This is a genomic window from Mycobacterium mantenii, from assembly GCF_001667865.1.
Classification (GTDB): Bacteria; Actinomycetota; Actinomycetes; order Mycobacteriales; family Mycobacteriaceae; genus Mycobacterium; species Mycobacterium mantenii_A.
In genome coordinates, this window is the sequence record NZ_LZJP01000120.1 from 30,410 (window position 1) to 46,847 (window position 16,438).

Sequence of the window (16,438 nt, forward strand, 5' to 3'; positions counted from 1 at the left end):
GCTCGGCTCAGAGGAGTTGGACTTTGCTTGCCCGCCAACGGCCGTCGACCTTCTCCATGGTCATCTTGATCCTGCTGCGGTCGATGCGGGGGTCGGGTGCGGCCGTGTTGGTGACGGTCTGGTCGATGAAGAGCAACACGACGACCCGGTCGGTGGATTCGGACTGGATGGCGGAGTCCATCACCACGCCATGGGCGGTCGCCTTGTTGTCGATCAACAACTGCCGCAGTTTGACGCTGGACTGGGTATACATGTCCTTGAATTCGCCGGTCGCGCCGTCGAGCACCTGCTTGAAGTTGTCGTCGACCTTGTTCGAATCGATGCTTGTGAGCACCTGCGCGTAGGCGATGGCCGCCTGCCGGGCCTGGTCGCCCGCCACTTGCAGCTGATGATCTTGCCATTGTCGCCAGCCGAGGAATCCCGAAACGGCAAGTGAAGCAACGAGTAACGCGGGCAGCAAGCCGCGACGCAGATACCGCCGCCAGGGCCGCTTCGTGCGCTCGGTCTCGGGGCGCTTACGTTTGAGCAGCCCGCTGCCTTCGTCCGCATCGTCATCGGCCTGCTCATCAGCCGCGTCATCGGCCTGCTCATCAACCGCGTCGTCGGCCTCGAGCTGTTCGTCGGCGTCGCGTACCTCCTCGGCGTCTTCAGTTGCGGATACCGGCATTTCGTCATCCGGCTCCGATTCGGCACGCGCCTCGGCTTTCGGGTTCTTCTTGGTGGTCACGACCACGATCATCTCCTAACGGTCGATGGGTTCAAAGCTCAGTGCGGCGGTTCGATCGGCAGCGGCGGCCCGCCGTAGGGGGTGGGAATGGTGTAGCGGCCACGCGGAGTCGGATCGGTTCGCTGGCCCAGGTTCGCGCCCGGCGGCGGGCCGGCGGTGTCGTCACCGCCCGGTCGTGGGGCGTTCTTGGCGCCGCGGATCGAGACCGCGGGGTCGTCGTCACGGCAGTAGGTGTACATGAACGGCTCGTAATAATCGGCGGCGGACGGCGCGTGCGACGGTGTCCCGTAGTCGCACACGTAGCGGGGGTAGAGGTCGGCCGTCGCCCAGACTCCGCCATCGTGAAAAGCGCTCGTCACCGCGTCCAGTACCGAGCCACGGTAGTCGGGAAACAGCGCGTTGAGCGCCGGCACCCGCAGATAGAACAGCTGCGACATGGTGGCCATGCTGCCCAGCAGCTGCACCATGGTGTCGGAGTTGTCGGCGAACAGATTGTCGACGGCCGACAGGGTCCGCGGCGTCTGCTGAGTCAACCGGCGGTAGCCGGCCTGCATCCTGGCCACGCCGGTCAGCGTGCGGTTGAGCTCGGTTGCGGTGGCGCCCAATCCGGCGTTCTTGTCATTGGCCAGGGTGAGCACGACCCGGCTGGTCTTGATGATGCTCGTGGTTTGCGGTAGCACCGAATCAAGCGTCGACAGCAGGAAAGTGCCGCCGTCGACGATGGCGGTCAGCTTCGCCGGGCCCTCCTTGCTCAGGCTCAATTCCTTCTTGATCAGCTCGATCTTGTGCGGGTCGACCTGGGCCAGCATTCCGTCGGCGTCACCGAGCAACTGCGCCAAGCTGACCGGTACCGTCGCGTGATCAAGGGCGATGAGGCTGCCGTCGTGCAGATACGGTCCGGCGTCGGACGCTGCTTCGAAGTTGATGTACTGCTCCCCAGCCGGCGAGAGCGCCGACACGTGCACGACGCTGTTCGCCGGAATCCGCACCTTCGACGTAATGCTGGCGACGGCGTTCACCCCGTTGTCGGTGATCTGCAGCGACTCGACCCGGCCGATGCGCACCCCGCGCAGCGCCACGTCCTGATTGGGCAGCAGGCCACCGGATTCCGGCAACTGCACGGTGACCCGATAGGACGAGGCGAAGGGCTTCACTCGCAGCGCGCCGATGAGCAGATAGGCGGTCGCCACGACCAGGATGAGCACCAGACCGGCCACCGACAGCCAGACCTGCTGCCGGTGGCCCTTGCGCACCGCGCGCACAATGGCATTGGCGAAGTTGGCGCCGGCGCGCATCATGGTTGCGGTCCTGGTGGCGGCGGTCCCGGCGGCGGGGCCGGTGCCGGCGGAGGTCCGGGGGCGACGTCGATCTGGCCCGGGATGTTCGGGTCCGGTATCACCGGTACCTGTGGCGAGTTCGGCCCCCGACCGACCACGCGTTCCTGCAACCGCCACAGGGTGTACTTGAGGGTGCCGACGAGCAGGTTCACGTTGTAGTGGTGCGGCCCGTGCAGACCGATGTCACCGGGGAATCCGATGTCGGGGAGCGACCCGAGCATGATCTTGTCCACACTTACATTCACCGAAATCGAGTTCCCCGCCGTCGATTTGACCAGCGCCGGGATCAGCCGGTTGATCGACTGCCAGCTGGTATCAGGGCTCACCGCGACGTCGTTGGCGGCCCCGGCGATCGTGTTCAGGTCGCGGATCATGCTACGGCCGCTGGTGTCGGTCCCGCCGATCGACGGAAACCTGGCCAACAACCGGGAGGTGTCACCCACCTGGACGGCCAGGTTGGAAAGCTGGCTGGTGTTGTCGGCCAGGGCCGAGGTGGCGGGGCTGGCGGCCGCCATCAGGTCGCCGATGGTTTGGTTCTTGGCGTCGAGTTGGTCTGCCAGGCGCGATAATTGGGTCAGCGCGTGCGAGATCTGATCGGACCGGGCATCCAGCCTCCCGAGCAGCTCGTTGGACTTGCGGATCATGTCTCCGAACGCCTGGCCCTGGTCGCCGGTCGCCTTGCCGAATCCGTTGATGATGTTGGTGAAATTACGAACCGCCCCGCCGTTGACCAGAATCGCCGCCGAGCTCAACACCGACTCGACGGTCGCGGCGGCCGCGGTCGAATCCAGGCCGATGGTGTCGCCGTCGCGCAACAGCGGCCCGTCCGCGGGATCGTCGGGCGGTGGCTTCAGCGCGACGAACACGTCGCCCAGTGGTGTAGCGGTGCGCAGTTCGGCGGTGCTGCCCCGCGGCAGTTGCACGCCGTCGCGGATGCGCAGCCGGGTGACCGCGGTGTAGTTGCGTGCGACCATCGATTCGAGTTGCCCGACGTCGGCGCCGGCGAGCTTGACCTTCGCGTTCATCGGCAGGTTGAGCGCGTTGGAGAAGATCGCGTTCAGCGAATACCCGCCCGAGCCCAGCCCCGGGGCCGGAAGGGGCAGGCTGGCAAGGCCGTTCGTGGCACATCCCGCGGTGACCATCGCGGCGGCCACCACCGTCAGCGCGCCCCGCGCGGCCGCGGCCATCATTTCTGCCCCATGGCGGCCATGCCGTCGAGCACATACGTCAACCCGAAATCGGGGCCGAAGTCCTGGATGGTCCCCGTGCTGCAGCCCAGTTGCCGTAGGCCCATCAGGTTGCAGATCTCCTTGGTGTACTGGCTGTCGAAGAGCAATCGATCCGTGAGGAACCGGGCCCGCACGCTGCCGTTCGCCCGGTCGATCATGTTGTAGGCGTTGTCGGCCACCAACGGAGCCAGATCCAGCAGCTCGGCCAGGTCGCGCCGCTGGTCGGTCACCGTCTTCAAGGTGTCGTTGCCGTGCAGGACAGCCTGCTTGACGTTGTCCCGGTTTTCGTCGAGCAGGTCGCCGGCCCGCTGGATCAGCTGGTCGAGTTTGTGCCCGGTGCTGCCGCTGCCCAGGTCCTCGTCGGCCATGATCTGGCTGACTTGGTGAATGGTGGAGGCGAATTCGCGCAATTTCGTGTCATTGGCGGCCACGGCGTCGAACAGCGTACTGATGTTTTTGACGATCGTGGTGATCTGCCCGCGGGTCGCCGCGCCGCCGTCGCTGGACAGCCGCAGCGCCTTGGACAGCTCACCCAGCGCCGCCTTGATTTTTTCGCCGTTGCCGTTGACCACCTCGGTGCCGCCGCCCAGCACGTCGGCGATGGGCCCGCCGCCGTGGCCGTCGCCTTCGAGGGACTTGGTCACCTTGTCCAAAACGTTGAGGACGCTGCTGAATTCGACGGGTGTCTTGGTCCGGGGCAATCCGATGGTGTCGTGGTTCTCCAGGGTCGGTCCGCCGTGATAGGGCGGCGTGAGCTCGATCTGCCGGTCGGTGAGGATGGACGTCGACACCGTGACGGCTTGCGCGGTGGCGGGCACTTTGACGTGGCGGTCGATGGTGAACTCGACCTCGACGTAGCCGCCCCTGGGGTTGATCTTGGTGATCTTGCCCACCGGCATGCCCAGCACCGCCACCTCGTTGCCATCGTAAAGGCCCGAGGCACTGTCGAATTGGGCGGTCACGGTGATCGTGTCCTCGTCGGAGCTCAGGTACCACCAACCGATGCCGACCGCCGCGGCGATGACCGCGACCGCGGCGGCGATGGCCAGCGCCTTGGCGCCGAGGCCCCTCACTTGCAGTCCTTGAAGTACTGAATCATGCCGAACTGCTTGGCACGCCCGCTGATCGCGCACATCCACGAGTCGATCAGCGGGACGTTGGGGGCGTTGAAGTTGATCGCGTTGCCGTCACCGGTGAGGTTGGCGGCCTCGCGGAAGAAAATCGGGCTGGTTTGCAGCATGCTGTGCAGCAGGTCGTCGTGCTGAGACATCAGGTTGGTGAAGTCACGCATGTCTTTGATCAGCGCGTCCAGACCCGAGCGATCGTTGACCACGACCTGGCTCATGGTGTCGACGAGGCTCGAGAGGGACTGCATCATCGCGTGGAAAACGGCGCGCCGCGCAACGAATTGACCCAGTAGGTCTTGGCCCTGGTCGACCATAGCGCCGATGCCGGCCTGCTGGCGCCGCAGCGTGTTGGTCACCTGCTCGGTGCTGCGCAGCAGCTGTCCAAGTTGGTCGCGCCGTACCGCGATGATCGACGACAGCGTGTTGATGTTCGTGATCGCCTGCGGCACAACGGATGGTAGGCCCTCGAGCTGCTTGCCGAGCACCGCCAGCGACTGCGCGAACCTGTCGGAGTCGACCTGTTCGAAAGTGGTGGTGGCGTCCTGCAACGCGGCCTGCAGGTCGTAGGGCACCTCGGTGTGTGCCAGGTCGAAGGTGTTGTTGGGCAGGTGCGCCGGGCCGTTGGGCTCCAGTGCGAGGTAGCGCGAACCCAGGATGGTGGTGACCCTGATCTGTGCCCGGGAGTCCTTGCCCAGCTTGATGTCGTCGCGGACCTTCAGCCCCGCCTCGACGTGGTCGCCGACGAGTTTCATGCTCGTGACGTTGCCCACCGGTATGCCCGCGACCACGATCGGGTTGCCCGTCCGCAGAGAGGCCGCCTGCAGAAACTCCGCGGTGTAATGCCGGTAGCCGGCACCGATCGCATGGACCAGCAGCATGACCACGATCACCACCGCGACGACCGCGACGGCGATGAACCCGAGCCAGGTCTTGTTGTAGCTTTCCAGCGGACGCTTCTTCATCCCCGAAAGCCGCTGTCGTATCGATGTGTCAGCCATCGACCGTGCTCCTGCAGCGCGGGGTGTGCCAAGCCCTGTTGCCGGGCGTGGCAGCGTTGATGATGATCGGCACGACATCGTTCAGCCCGGGGAAGAACCCCATGAAGTTCACGTCGCACACGTAGGCGTTGCCGTAGGCGCCCTGATTGCCCACCCGGGTCAGCCCTTTCAGCAGCAGCGGGATGTTGTCGCCGAAGAATGCCACCTGCGGTTCGACGTCCATGATGTGTTTGGTGACGCCGGGCTGGCGATCGATGAATTCGCGCAGCGCCGGGTACACGTCCGTCGCCGAGGCCGATAGCCGGTCGGTCACCCGGGCCAGCGAACCGATCGAGGCGACCAGGTCCGGGCGGCGCCGGTCAAGCTCGCCGACCACGCTGCGGGTCTGCGTGATGACCCCGTCGAGGTTGTCGTTCTGTTGGGCGAGGTTGCCGACCACCTTGTTGAGGTCGGTGATCACATTGCCCAGGGCCTGATCGCGGCCCGCGAATGTTTCGGTGAGCGTAGAGGTTTGGCCGACCAGCGTGGTGAGCGACGACGTGTCGCCCTGCAGCGAGGCGATGATGCCCTTGGTGAGGTTGTCCGCGTCATGCGGGTTCAGCAGGCTGAACAACGGTTCGTAGCCGTTGAGCAGCGTGGTCACGTCGAAAGAGGGTTCGGTGCGTTCCAGCGGGATGGTGCTGCCCGGGGGGAGTAGCTGCGGGCTGCCGTCCTTGCCCAGGGACAACCCGAGGTAACGCTGGCCGACGATGTTCTGGTAGGTCACCGAGGCGAGGGTGTTTCCGAACAGCCGCTGTTCGGACTGCACGACGAACGAGACTTTCGCCAGTTTGCCGTCCAGCTCGACCTTTTCGACGCGGCCCACCCGCACGCCGGCCATGCGGACGTCATCGCCTTCGCGAAGCCCGTACACGTCGGTGAACACCGCCGAATACCGGGCGGTGTCGCCGGCCACGTCCCGCCGCAGGCTGACATACACCAGCCAGGTCAGCGTCAACGAGACGATCATGAACAGGGTCAGTGCGATGAGTGGGCCGCGAAATTTCATTTGGCCTCCCCGGGTTGATGAGCCAGCGACACGGTGGTGCCGCGGGCGACCGGACCCAGCAGCAGCTCGGTGGCGGCGGTGGTTGGCGCGCCGGTGATCACGCCCAGCATGTTTCGCTCGTATTGGCTTCCAACGGGTCCCACGTTTCCGCCGAAACGAGAGCCCCCGAAAGCGGCCTGCGGAATCCACGGCGCCTTGGGCGCCACCGGCGCGACCCACGGCTCGTGCGGTTGTGGTGTGGCCGGCGCCCCGGGCGAGGGGTTGTCGGGGTTCGCGCTGCCGGGCACGGGTGGCGACGGCGTAATCCCCGGGGCCAGCGGGGGATTGGGATCGGTCAGATTGGGATGCGGGTTGATCAGCGGCGGACCCACCGCGACGAGGTTGCCGTCCGGACCGATCACCGTGCCCGGCGGGGGCGCCAGGTCCTTGGGCGGCTGATAGTTCTGCGGCAGCAGCACGTCGGGCAGGTCGGGCCGCACCGGAATCAGCGGTGCGGTAAAGCAGCTGGGTCCCTTGAGCTCGCCGTAGTGCGGACAGTCGGCGCGGGTGTAGGTGGAACTGGGCGTGAAGGTCAGCATCGCGCGCATGTTGCCCAGGTTCGTTCGGGGGTTCCACACCTGTTCCATGAACTGGTTGGCCAGGTTGTCCAGCTTGGCGACGGCGGGCACGAAGTTGTTCGACTTCTGCGCCAGGATTCCGAGCACCGGCGTGAAATCGGTAGTGATCTTGATGAGTTGGTCGATGTGGTTGTCGAAGGATTGACGCGTCGTGCCGACCGTGTAGTCGGCACCCGACAGCAACGAGGCCAACTGCCCGCGGGTCTCGGCGAAGGTCCGCATCGGTTCGACGGCCTGATGCAATGCATCGAGAAGATCGGGCGCGGTCTGCGCGAGCCCGGTCGTCGCATCCAGCAGCGCCGACACCGTCGAGGGCCCGGCGTCGGTGCTGACGATCGAATTGAGTTGGTCGAGAAGGCGATTCAATTGCGCGCCGGCGTGCAGCAGGCTCACGCGACGGTGGTCGGTGGCCGCACCCAGGGCGGCCAGGATCCCCACCGACCTGTCGTCACGGTCGCGCCCCGCGGCGGCGAGCAGGTCGCGCAACTTGGTGACGGTCGTCTGGAACAGCACCGTCGGCAGCCGCTTGTCCTCCGAGATATGGTCACCATCAAGGATTTTCGCACCGGGGCCGTTGCCCACCAGCTGGACCGACGAGACGGCGAAAACGTTGCTGGGCACCACGCGTGCGGTCACGCTGGCCGGAATCGACTTGGCGTATTCCTCTTTGAGGTCGATGTGGACGTAGTTGGGCTTGCCGTGCGCCGCCGGGACGACGCCGTTGACCATGCCGACGAGCACGCCGTGGTATTTGACGTCGGACTTCTGCGGAAGTCCGTCGCCCACGTTGACCAGGTCGGCCACCACCCGCACGTAATCGTTGAGCCTGCCGGTGGATTTGATCAGCATCGCGCCGGTGACCAGGGCGCTGACCACCACGACCGCGATGCCGATGCCGAACAGCTGCCGGTCCGACGGGCCGCGGCCGTCCAGCTCAAAGGAATTGGGCATGTTCCACCGGCCTACCCGCCGAACCGTGCGCCGGAGTCGACGCCCCACAACGCCATGGTGAGCAGCATGTTGACGATGATCACGACGGTGATGCTGGCCCGCATGCCGTGCCCCGCGGCGACCCCGACGCCTTCGGGCCCGCCGCTGGCGTAATACCCGTAGTAGCACTGGATCGTCGATGCGATCCACACGAAGATGACGGCCTTGATCAACGAATAGACTATGTCCTGGCCGGCCAGCATCAGCGTGAAGTAGTGCAGGTAGGAACCGGTCGAGCCGCCGCTGCCGATACCCACCACGATCTGTGTGCTCAGATATCCGATCGCCAGGCATGCGGCGTACAGCGGGACGATCGCCACCACCGATGCGATGAGGCGGGTGGTCACCAGATAGGGGATCGGGCGGATGGCGATCGATTCCATCGCGTCGATCTCCTCGGCGATGCGCATGGATCCCAACTGGGCGGTGAAGCGGCAGCCGCCCTGCATGGCGAAGGCGAGCGAGGCCATCAGCGGAGCCAGCTCGCGAGTGTTGACCAACGAGGAGACGAACCCGGTGGCGGGCCCGAGACCGAGCAGATCGAGGAAGTTGTAGCCCTCGATCCCGACCAGCGCGCCGACGGTCATGCCGAGCACCACGGCCACACCGGCGGTGCCGCCACCCACGACGATGGATCCGTTGCCCCAGGTGATGTTCGACAACAGCCGCAGGAATTCGGCGCGGTACTGGCGCAAGGCGAGCGGCACGGCGACCAGCGCCCTGACGAAGAAGACGAGCAGGTGGCCGAGCCGGATGATCGGCACTTTGCCCCGGCGGTAAACGCGGATGAGCGGGACCGAAACCGGTGCGAACGGTCGATAAGCGGAGGCGGTCACGTCACAGCCCCGTCCTGGGCGACAACATGATGTAGAGCTGGCTGATGGCGACGTTGACGATCATCAACAGCAGGATCGCCTCGACCACAGCGGCATTCACGGAGTTGGCGACGCCGGTCGGTCCGCCCTTGGTGGACAAGCCTTTCTGGCTCGACACGATGGCCACGATGGCGCCGAACACGATCGCCTTGATCAGCGCCAGAATCATGTCGCCGGTCGTGGCGAACGACGCGAACGTCGACACGAAACTGCCCGGCGCCCCGTTCTGGAAGTACACATTGAACATGTAGCTCGCGAAGAATCCGGCGAAGCAGACGACACCGGTGAGGGCCACACCGATCATCACCGCCGCGGCGAAGCGGGGCACGACCAGGCGGCGAATCACCGAGACGCCCATCACCTCCATCGCGTCGGTCTCTTCGCGCATCGTCCGCGAACCCAGGTCGGCGGTGATGGCCGACCCGACCGCCGATGCCATCAGGACCGCGGCCACCAGCGACGCCCCCTGCCGGATGACCGCGAGCCCGCTGGCCGCCCCGGCCAGCGAGGTGGCACCGACCTGGCCGGCCAGCAATGCGAACTGAATGGACAGGGTGACGCTGATCGGCAGCGACACCAGGATCGTCGGCAACACGGCGGTGCCGGCCATGAACGCGCCCTGCCGGACGAACTCCTGCCACTGGAATCGGCCGGTCACCAGGTCGTAGAAGAAATATTGAGCCGTGCGCACGCCCAGGACGAACTGTTCGCCTACGGTCGTCAGCGAGGCGACCGGGTGACGTTGGACGTACCCGACCGACCAGTTCCGGATGGCGGTAACGCCGTCAAGCTGGGTCGTTGTCATAGCGGCGCGACCTGCGGCTCGTCTAGCAAACACAGGGCGCAGGTCATCGCGTACCGGCTACCGCTTGCATCGGCCCTCTTCCCACCCCTAAGTCTCGAGCGCCGAGCGGAGGGCTTTGGTCGGCCGTCGACCCCTATCCTTATTAAAATAGTGTCAACAAGTTCCAAGACTCCGCAGCTCACTGGTGTGTGCTGCATCACACTAGCCTACTTGATAGGGACTTTCAATAGTGTAGAGTCACTCATCTGAGTTCGTCGCTGGACGGCACCCTGGGGTTCAAATGTCGGATTGACGAAGGTGATGGCATGCCCTCAGCAAACACCGGTTCGTTGCGGGACCGACGCCGTGCCGAGCTGCTTTCCCAGATCCAGCAAACCGCGCATCGGCTCTTCGCCGAACACGGTTTCGACGCGGTGACCACCGAGGACATCGCCGCGGCCGCCGGCGTCTCCATCAGCACGTATTTCCGGTATGCGCCCACCAAGGAGGGCCTGCTGATCGATCCCGTTCGGGAGGCGGCCGCCGAGATCGTGGGTTCTTACAGCGCCAGGCCGCCGGACGAGTCGCCGGCCGAGGCGCTGATCCAGCTGTTCGTGACGCACGCCCGCGACGTCAGCGAGGTCGACGACCTGGATACCTGGCGCCTTGCCGTCGCGACCGCGCCCCACCTGTTGAGCAAGTCCGTGTTGGTCAGCGAAACCGATCACGGCACGCTGATCGAGCAGGTCGCCGGCCGGATGGGGGTCGATGCGGCGGTTGATGTCCGACCCGCCCTGTTGGTCCACATTAGTTTGGCCACAGTGCAATTCGTGCTCGACGGGTGGTTGACCTCAGACATCGCGGCACGGCCACCGTTTCACGTGCAGCTGGAGGAAGCGCTGCGCATCACGCTCGGCGGATTCGACTGACCGGGCGTTCGAAATCCGATCGGGGCGAAACCGAGGTGACTTTGCTCGCGGCCGCGTGAAACAATCGCTGGCCGTGAAGACCTTCGAGGATCTGTTCGCCGAACTGGGCGAGCGTGCCCGTACCCGGCCGGCCGGCAGCGCGACGGTCGCCGCGCTGGACGCCGGCGTGCACGGTCTGGGCAAGAAGATCCTCGAAGAAGCCGGCGAAGTGTGGCTGGCCGCCGAACACGAATCCGACGACGCGCTGGCCGGGGAGATCAGCCAGTTGCTCTACTGGACGCAGGTGTTGATGGTGGCGCGCGGACTGACCCTCGACGATGTGTATCGGAAGCTATGACCATGCTGCGGGTTGCGGTTCCCAACAAGGGCACGCTCAGCGAGCCGGCCAGCGAGATCCTCGCGGAGGCCGGCTACCGGCGCCGCACCGATTCCAAGGACCTGACCGTCATCGACCCGGCCAACCAGGTCGAGTTCTTCTTCCTGCGGCCCAAAGACATTGCCATCTATGTGGGTTCGGGGGAGCTCGATTTCGGAATCACCGGCCGGGACCTGGTCGGCGATTCAGAGGCGCCGGTGCGCGAACGGCTGGCGCTGGGATTCGGCTCGTCGAGCTTTCGTTACGCCGGACCGGCCGGGCGCAACTGGAAGATCGCCGATCTGGCCGGCAAGCGGATCGCCACCGCGTATCCCAATTTGGTCCGAAAAGACTTGGCCGGGCGCGGTATTGAGGCCACGGTCATCAGGCTCGACGGTGCGGTGGAGATTTCGGTGCAACTGGGTGTGGCCGACGCCATCGCCGACGTGGTGGGGTCCGGGCGCACCCTGAGCCTGCACGACCTGGTCGCCTTCGGCGAACCGCTGTGCGACTCGGAAGCGGTGCTGATCGAGAGCGACCACCGCAGCAAGTCCGGGACGCAGGCGGCGCGCGACCAACTGGTGGCGCGGATCCAGGGCGTGGTGTTCGGTCAGCAATATCTGATGCTCGACTACGACTGCCCCCGCGCGGTCCAGGACAAGGCCACGGCGATCACGCCGGGGCTGGAGTCGCCCACCATCGCACCCCTGGCCGACCCCGACTGGGTCGCCATCCGCGCGCTGGTGCCGCGTCGGGGCGTCAACGAGATCATGGACGAGCTGGCCGCCATCGGCGCCAAGGCGATCCTGGCTTCCGACATCAGGTTTTGCCGGTTCTGATTGCGCAGGCGGTGCAAGACCCGCGGCTGTGTTAGCGTCCGGCTCGGGGGACTGCCCGGGTTGGCGTGCGGGTCGTCCCCGCATCGGTCGCCGGCTGTCGTCTCCCAGGAGGGTCTTCCGTGACACATACGCTTCTTGTCTTGCTGGCTTTGCTGATTGGTGTGGTGGCCGGGCTGCGGTCGCTCACCGCACCCGCCGTCGTCGCCTGGGCCGCGTATATCGGCTGGATCGATGTGCACGGCACGTGGGCGGGCTGGATGGCCAGCATCATCACGGTGATCATCTTCACCGTTCTCGCCGTCGGCGAACTGATCAACGACAAGCTGCCCAAGACACCGGCCCGCACCGCGCCGCCGATCTTCGCGGCCCGGATCGTCATGGGCGGGCTCGCGGGCGCGGCGCTCGGCGCCTGGCCACACTGGACGTTCACCGCGCTGGGTGCCGGGATCATCGGCGCGGTGCTGGGCACCCTCGGCGGCTACCAGGCACGCAAGCGGCTCGTCGCCGCGACGGGCGGCAAGGACCTGCCGATCGCGCTGCTGGAGGACGCCGTCGCGATCGTGGGCGGGTTCGCCATCCTTGCCACGACGGGTCACCTGCTGACGGAGTACCTGCTGACGGCGGTTAAGTGACAGGCCATTTCGACGCGATCATCGTTGGGGCCGGGCAGGCCGGCCCGCCGCTGGCAGGCCGGCTGACCGCAGCCGGGCAGCGCGTCGCGGTGGTGGAGCGCAAACTGATCGGTGGCACCTGCGTCAACACCGGATGCATCCCGACCAAGACTCTGGTGGCCTCCGCGCACGCCGCGCATCTGGCGCGCCGCGGCGCGGAGTACGGCGTCGGGACCGGATCGGTCAGCGTCGACATGGCGAAGGTCAAGGCCCGCAAGGACGAGATCATGCTCGGCGACCGCAAGGGCGTCGAGGACTGGCTCGAGGGGATGAACGGCTGCACCGTATTTCGCGGGCATGCGGTTTTCCAGGATCCGCACACCCTGCGGGTCGGGGACGATGTGCTGCACGCCGACCGCATCTTCCTCAACGTCGGCGGGCGTGCGGTGGTGCCCGAGATTCCGGGCCTGTCCGAGGTCGACTTCCTCACCAACGTGTCGGTTCTCGAACTCGACGCCGTGCCAGAGCATCTCGTGATCTTGGGGGGCAGCTACATCGCGCTGGAGTTCGCGCAGATGTACCGTCGGTTCGGGGCCCGGGTGACCGTCGTCGAACGGGGCCCGCGGCTGGCGTCGCGCGAAGACGAAGACGTCTCGGCGACCGTGGCGGAAATCCTGCGGGCCGAAGGCGTCGACGTCATCACCGGAGCCGATGACGTACGAATAGCTAAGTCCGGCAACGGGTTCGAGCTGACTCCGCGCGAGGGTGCGGCACCCGTGCGGGGGAGTCATCTGCTGCTGGCGGTGGGCCGGCGGCCCAACACCGACGACCTGGGTCTGGACGCGGCCGGGGTGCGGACCGACGCGCGCGGCCACATCGTGGTCGACGATCAGCTCAAGACCAGCGTCGATCACATCTGGGCGATGGGCGACTGCAACGGCAAGGGTGCTTTCACCCATACCTCCTACAACGATTTCGAGATCGTCGCCGCCAACCTGCTGGACGACGATCCGCGCCGGGTGAGCGACCGCGTCCCCACCTACGCGCTCTACATCGATCCGCCGCTGGGGCGCGCCGGCATGACCGCCGACCAGGTCCGCTCGTCGGGACGCAAGGCCCTGGTGGGCAAGCGGCCGATGACCAGAGTCGGCAGGGCGGTGGAAAAGGGTGAGACACAAGGCTTCATGAAGGTCGTGGTGGACGCCGACACAAAAGAGATCTTGGGGGCCGCCATCCTCGGGGTCGGCGGTGACGAGGCCATCCACTGCATCCTGGACGTGATGTCGGCCAAGGCGCCCTACACCACGCTGTCGCGCACCATGCACATCCATCCCACCGTCAGCGAGCTCATTCCCACGATGCTGCAGGAGCTCTCGCCACTCGACTAGCGGCGGTTAGGCCGCCGGTTCGGTCGGATGCGAACCACTTTGCGCGACAAGAGTTTCCGGCCACCCCGGGTAGGGTGGCGGGGTGCCCCCGAAAAGCGGGCAGTGCTGTTGGTGGGGACACCAGTCGCACAACCGCGACTGGGTGGGACGGAAATCGCCTGTCTGCCCGGCGGATTGAATGGCCCGCCAGATCGCCATCAGCGTCTTCTCGAAGCGCAGCAGCTCATCGTGATCCGGCGTGTAGTCCAGCACCTGGCCGTCGGCCAGATAGATGAGCCGCAGCCGGGTGGGCTGCACACCGCGCGAACGCAACAGCGCCACCGCGTAGAACTTCATCTGGAACATCGCCTTGAACTCGGCCAGGGCCCGAGCGGCCGGCGGTGCCTTGCCGGTCTTGTAGTCGACCACCCGCACCTCGCCGGTGGCGGCGACGTCGATCCGGTCGATGAAGCCGCGCAGCAGCGTGCCGTCGGCGAGCTCGACCTCCACCCGCTGCTCGCAGCACTCCGGGTTGAAACGGGTGGGGTCCTCGAGCCGGTAATAGCCGGCGAGCAACGCCTGCGCCTCGGTTAGCAGCTGGGTGCGTTCCTCCGGAGGCAGTCCGGCGGTCATCTCGGGGGTGGCGGCGATGAGCTGGTCCCACGCGGGCTCGAGCAATGACATCGCGGTGTCGGGGCCGCGCTGTTCGGCGGGCAGGCCGTACAGCTGCTGCAGGGCGGAATGCACCAGCGATCCGCGCAGCTGCGCCGTCGACGGCGCCTCGGGCAACCGGTCGATGGCCCGGAACCGGTACAGCAGCGGGCACTGCTTGAAGTCCGCCGCCCGCGACGGCGACAGGGCCGGGCGGTATGCGGGCCCCGCCAGACCCACCCCCGACGGGGGTGCCTGCGGCGCGACGATCATGTCGGCAGCCTAGGACCGGGTGCCGACAACCCCCAAACACCAGCTGCGGCGAGTCGGCTGGCACGCTGGACCGCGTGTCCGTAACCGGCCCGTTCACCGAGGGCGAGCGTGTTCAGCTCACCGACGCCAAGGGTCGGCATTACACGATGATGCTCACCGCGGGCGCGGAGTTTCACACGCACCGCGGGTCGATTCCGCACGACGCGGTGATCGGGCTCGAGCAGGGCAGCGTGGTCAAGTCGAGCAACAACGCCGTGTACCTGGTGATGCGGCCCCTGCTGATCGACTACGTGATGTCGATGCCCCGCGGACCCCAGGTGATCTACCCCAAGGACGCCGCTCAGATCGTGCACGAGGGCGACATCTTCCCGGGCGCGCGAGTGCTGGAGGCCGGTGCCGGCTCCGGCGCGCTGACCTGTTCACTGCTGCGCGCGGTGGGGCCCGAGGGCCGGGTGACCTCCTACGAACAGCGCGCCGACCATGCCGAGCACGCCGAACGCAACGTGTCGGTGTTTCACGGCGGTCAGGCACCCGCCAACTGGCAGCTGATCATCGGCGACGTCGCCGAATCCGACCTGCCCGACGCCTCCTTCGACCGTGCTGTGCTCGACATGCTCGCGCCGTGGGACGTGCTGGAGTCGGTCGCGCGGCTGCTGATCCCTGGCGGCGTGCTGATCATCTACGTGGCCACCGTCACTCAGCTGTCGCGCACGGTCGAGGCCCTGCGGGCGCAGCAGTGCTGGACCGAACCGCGGTCCTGGGAGACATTGCAACGCGGTTGGAACGTCGTCGGTCTCGCGGTCCGGCCGCAGCATTCGATGCGCGGGCACACCGCCTTCTTGATCTTCACGCGGCGGCTCGCGCCCGGCGTCGTCGCGCCCGTGCCGCTGGGCCGCAAGCGCGAAGGCCGCGACGGCTAGCGGCGGGTTGCCGTCATCAACGTCGCCGTCATCAACGTCGCCACCATCAGCTAGGCCAGATCGTCGCTGCGAACCAGGGAACGCCGCACCGAGAGCAGTTCGAATTCGGGATGCGCGGCCACCAGCCGTTCGGCCGCGTCAAGGACGTCGACGGCATGGGCGCGGTCGCCGGACACCGTCGCGACGCCGATGCCCGCTCGCCGGTACAGCTCATGCGAACCCGTCTCGGCCGCCGACTGGATGCACCGACCACTGTCCATAGCGCTGAGCGCCGCCACCGTCCTGGCGGCGGTCGGGCTCGCCGCATGTTCGTCGCCGCACCCCAGGGCTGGTTCGTCGGCCGTCTCTTCGCTGCCGCCGGCCACCTCGCGGCCGGCTGTGCCGCCCGTCACGACTCCCCTGCCGCCGCCTGAAGCACTCACCGACGTGCTCTCCCGACTCGCCGACCCGAACGTTCCGAGCGCCAGCAAGGTGAATCTGGTGGAAGGCGCGACACCGGAGAGCGCACCCACCCTGGACAAGTTCACCAACGCCTTGCGGGACAACGGTTATCTGCCCATGACCTTCAACGCGAACGACATCGCGTGGTCGGACAAGAACCCGTCGAACGTGAAGGCCACCATCGCCGTTCACACCGCACAGGCCAACAACGCCAACTTCACCTTCCCGATGGAGTTCGCCCCCTTCCAGGGCGGAATGCACCAGCGATCCGCGCACCTACGCCGACGACGGCGCCTCGGGCAACCGGTGGGGCCCACACC

18 protein-coding genes are annotated in these 16,438 nt (G+C 66.5%); 7 read left to right on the forward strand and 11 right to left on the reverse strand.

The window, feature by feature from the left end; translation table 11 throughout:
- Positions 1-7: 7 nt before the first annotated feature.
- Genes A5688_RS23165 through A5688_RS23205 form a run of 9 tightly spaced genes read right to left on the reverse strand, consistent with a single transcriptional unit; the run spans position 8 to position 9,753 of the window.
- The gene (locus tag A5688_RS23165) at positions 8-739 is read right to left on the reverse strand and encodes a hypothetical protein (protein WP_067828093.1); all 732 of its coding nucleotides are present in this window, start codon (positions 737-739) and stop codon (positions 8-10) included.
- Positions 740-765: 26 nt separating this feature from the next.
- Positions 766-2,025 (reverse strand): MlaD family protein, encoded by a 1,260-nt coding sequence (locus A5688_RS23170; RefSeq protein ID WP_067828096.1) that lies wholly within the window; start codon positions 2,023-2,025, stop codon positions 766-768.
- Positions 2,022-3,254 (reverse strand): MCE family protein, encoded by a 1,233-nt coding sequence (locus A5688_RS23175; protein ID WP_067828099.1) that lies wholly within the window; start codon positions 3,252-3,254, stop codon positions 2,022-2,024. Before A5688_RS23175 ends, A5688_RS23170 begins: the two co-directional genes overlap by 4 nt.
- A complete protein-coding gene (locus A5688_RS23180; protein WP_067914348.1) occupies positions 3,251-4,366 on the reverse strand; it encodes an MCE family protein in 1,116 nt (371 codons plus the stop codon). The genes A5688_RS23175 and A5688_RS23180 overlap by 4 nt, the downstream gene beginning before the upstream one ends.
- Positions 4,363-5,418: an MCE family protein gene (locus A5688_RS23185; RefSeq protein ID WP_067828106.1), complete on the reverse strand. Its 1,056-nt coding sequence runs from the start codon at positions 5,416-5,418 to the stop codon at positions 4,363-4,365. Before A5688_RS23185 ends, A5688_RS23180 begins: the two co-directional genes overlap by 4 nt.
- On the reverse strand, positions 5,411-6,466 hold the full coding sequence (locus A5688_RS23190) for an MlaD family protein (RefSeq protein ID WP_067828108.1): 1,056 nt from the start codon (positions 6,464-6,466) through the stop codon (positions 5,411-5,413). The genes A5688_RS23185 and A5688_RS23190 overlap by 8 nt, the downstream gene beginning before the upstream one ends.
- Complete coding sequence (locus A5688_RS23195; protein WP_068268290.1) at positions 6,463-8,034, reverse strand: MlaD family protein; 1,572 nt, start codon at positions 8,032-8,034, stop codon at positions 6,463-6,465. Before A5688_RS23195 ends, A5688_RS23190 begins: the two co-directional genes overlap by 4 nt.
- Positions 8,035-8,045: 11 nt before the next feature.
- Complete coding sequence (locus A5688_RS23200; protein ID WP_067827978.1) at positions 8,046-8,909, reverse strand: ABC transporter permease; 864 nt, start codon at positions 8,907-8,909, stop codon at positions 8,046-8,048.
- Position 8,910: 1 nt separating this feature from the next.
- Positions 8,911-9,753, reverse strand: a complete 843-nt coding sequence (locus A5688_RS23205) for an MlaE family ABC transporter permease (protein WP_067827982.1) — start codon at positions 9,751-9,753, stop codon at positions 8,911-8,913.
- A 305-nt stretch (positions 9,754-10,058) separates the two neighbouring features.
- On the opposite strand from A5688_RS23205, the gene A5688_RS23210 reads away from it, so the two are divergent.
- The 5 genes from A5688_RS23210 (at position 10,059) to A5688_RS23230 (ending at position 13,854) form a co-directional block, all read left to right on the forward strand.
- Complete coding sequence (locus A5688_RS23210; protein WP_067827985.1) at positions 10,059-10,661, forward strand: TetR/AcrR family transcriptional regulator; 603 nt, start codon at positions 10,059-10,061, stop codon at positions 10,659-10,661.
- A 55-nt stretch (positions 10,662-10,716) separates the two neighbouring features.
- Positions 10,717-10,998, forward strand: coding sequence for a phosphoribosyl-ATP diphosphatase (locus A5688_RS23215; RefSeq protein WP_067827988.1), 282 nt, complete (start codon positions 10,717-10,719; stop codon positions 10,996-10,998).
- 2 nt (positions 10,999-11,000) lie between these two features.
- Positions 11,001-11,855 (forward strand): ATP phosphoribosyltransferase, encoded by an 855-nt coding sequence (gene hisG / locus A5688_RS23220; protein WP_067827997.1) that lies wholly within the window; start codon positions 11,001-11,003, stop codon positions 11,853-11,855.
- Positions 11,856-11,974: 119 nt separating this feature from the next.
- Positions 11,975-12,487, forward strand: a complete 513-nt coding sequence (locus tag A5688_RS23225) for a DUF4126 domain-containing protein (protein ID WP_067907499.1) — start codon at positions 11,975-11,977, stop codon at positions 12,485-12,487.
- Positions 12,484-13,854 (forward strand): FAD-containing oxidoreductase, encoded by a 1,371-nt coding sequence (locus A5688_RS23230; RefSeq protein WP_067907496.1) that lies wholly within the window; start codon positions 12,484-12,486, stop codon positions 13,852-13,854. The genes A5688_RS23225 and A5688_RS23230 overlap by 4 nt, the downstream gene beginning before the upstream one ends.
- Before the next feature lie 6 nt (positions 13,855-13,860).
- On the opposite strand, the gene A5688_RS23235 is transcribed toward A5688_RS23230, so the two are convergent.
- Positions 13,861-14,757: a RecB family exonuclease gene (locus tag A5688_RS23235; protein WP_067907493.1), complete on the reverse strand. Its 897-nt coding sequence runs from the start codon at positions 14,755-14,757 to the stop codon at positions 13,861-13,863.
- 74 nt (positions 14,758-14,831) lie between these two features.
- Here A5688_RS23235 and trmI point away from each other — a divergent pair, with 74 nt between their 5' ends.
- Positions 14,832-15,677 (forward strand): tRNA (adenine(58)-N(1))-methyltransferase TrmI, encoded by an 846-nt coding sequence (trmI, locus tag A5688_RS23240; protein ID WP_067907491.1) that lies wholly within the window; start codon positions 14,832-14,834, stop codon positions 15,675-15,677.
- Positions 15,678-15,727: 50 nt separating this feature from the next.
- Here trmI and A5688_RS23245 read toward each other — a convergent pair whose 3' ends face one another.
- Positions 15,728-16,003 (reverse strand): DUF503 family protein, encoded by a 276-nt coding sequence (locus A5688_RS23245; RefSeq protein WP_431768079.1) that lies wholly within the window; start codon positions 16,001-16,003, stop codon positions 15,728-15,730.
- On the opposite strand from A5688_RS23245, the gene A5688_RS23250 reads away from it, so the two are divergent.
- Positions 15,918-16,438: hypothetical protein (locus A5688_RS23250; protein WP_068268291.1), on the forward strand; the 521-nt coding region annotated here is incomplete at its 3' end. The genes A5688_RS23245 and A5688_RS23250 overlap by 86 nt on opposite strands.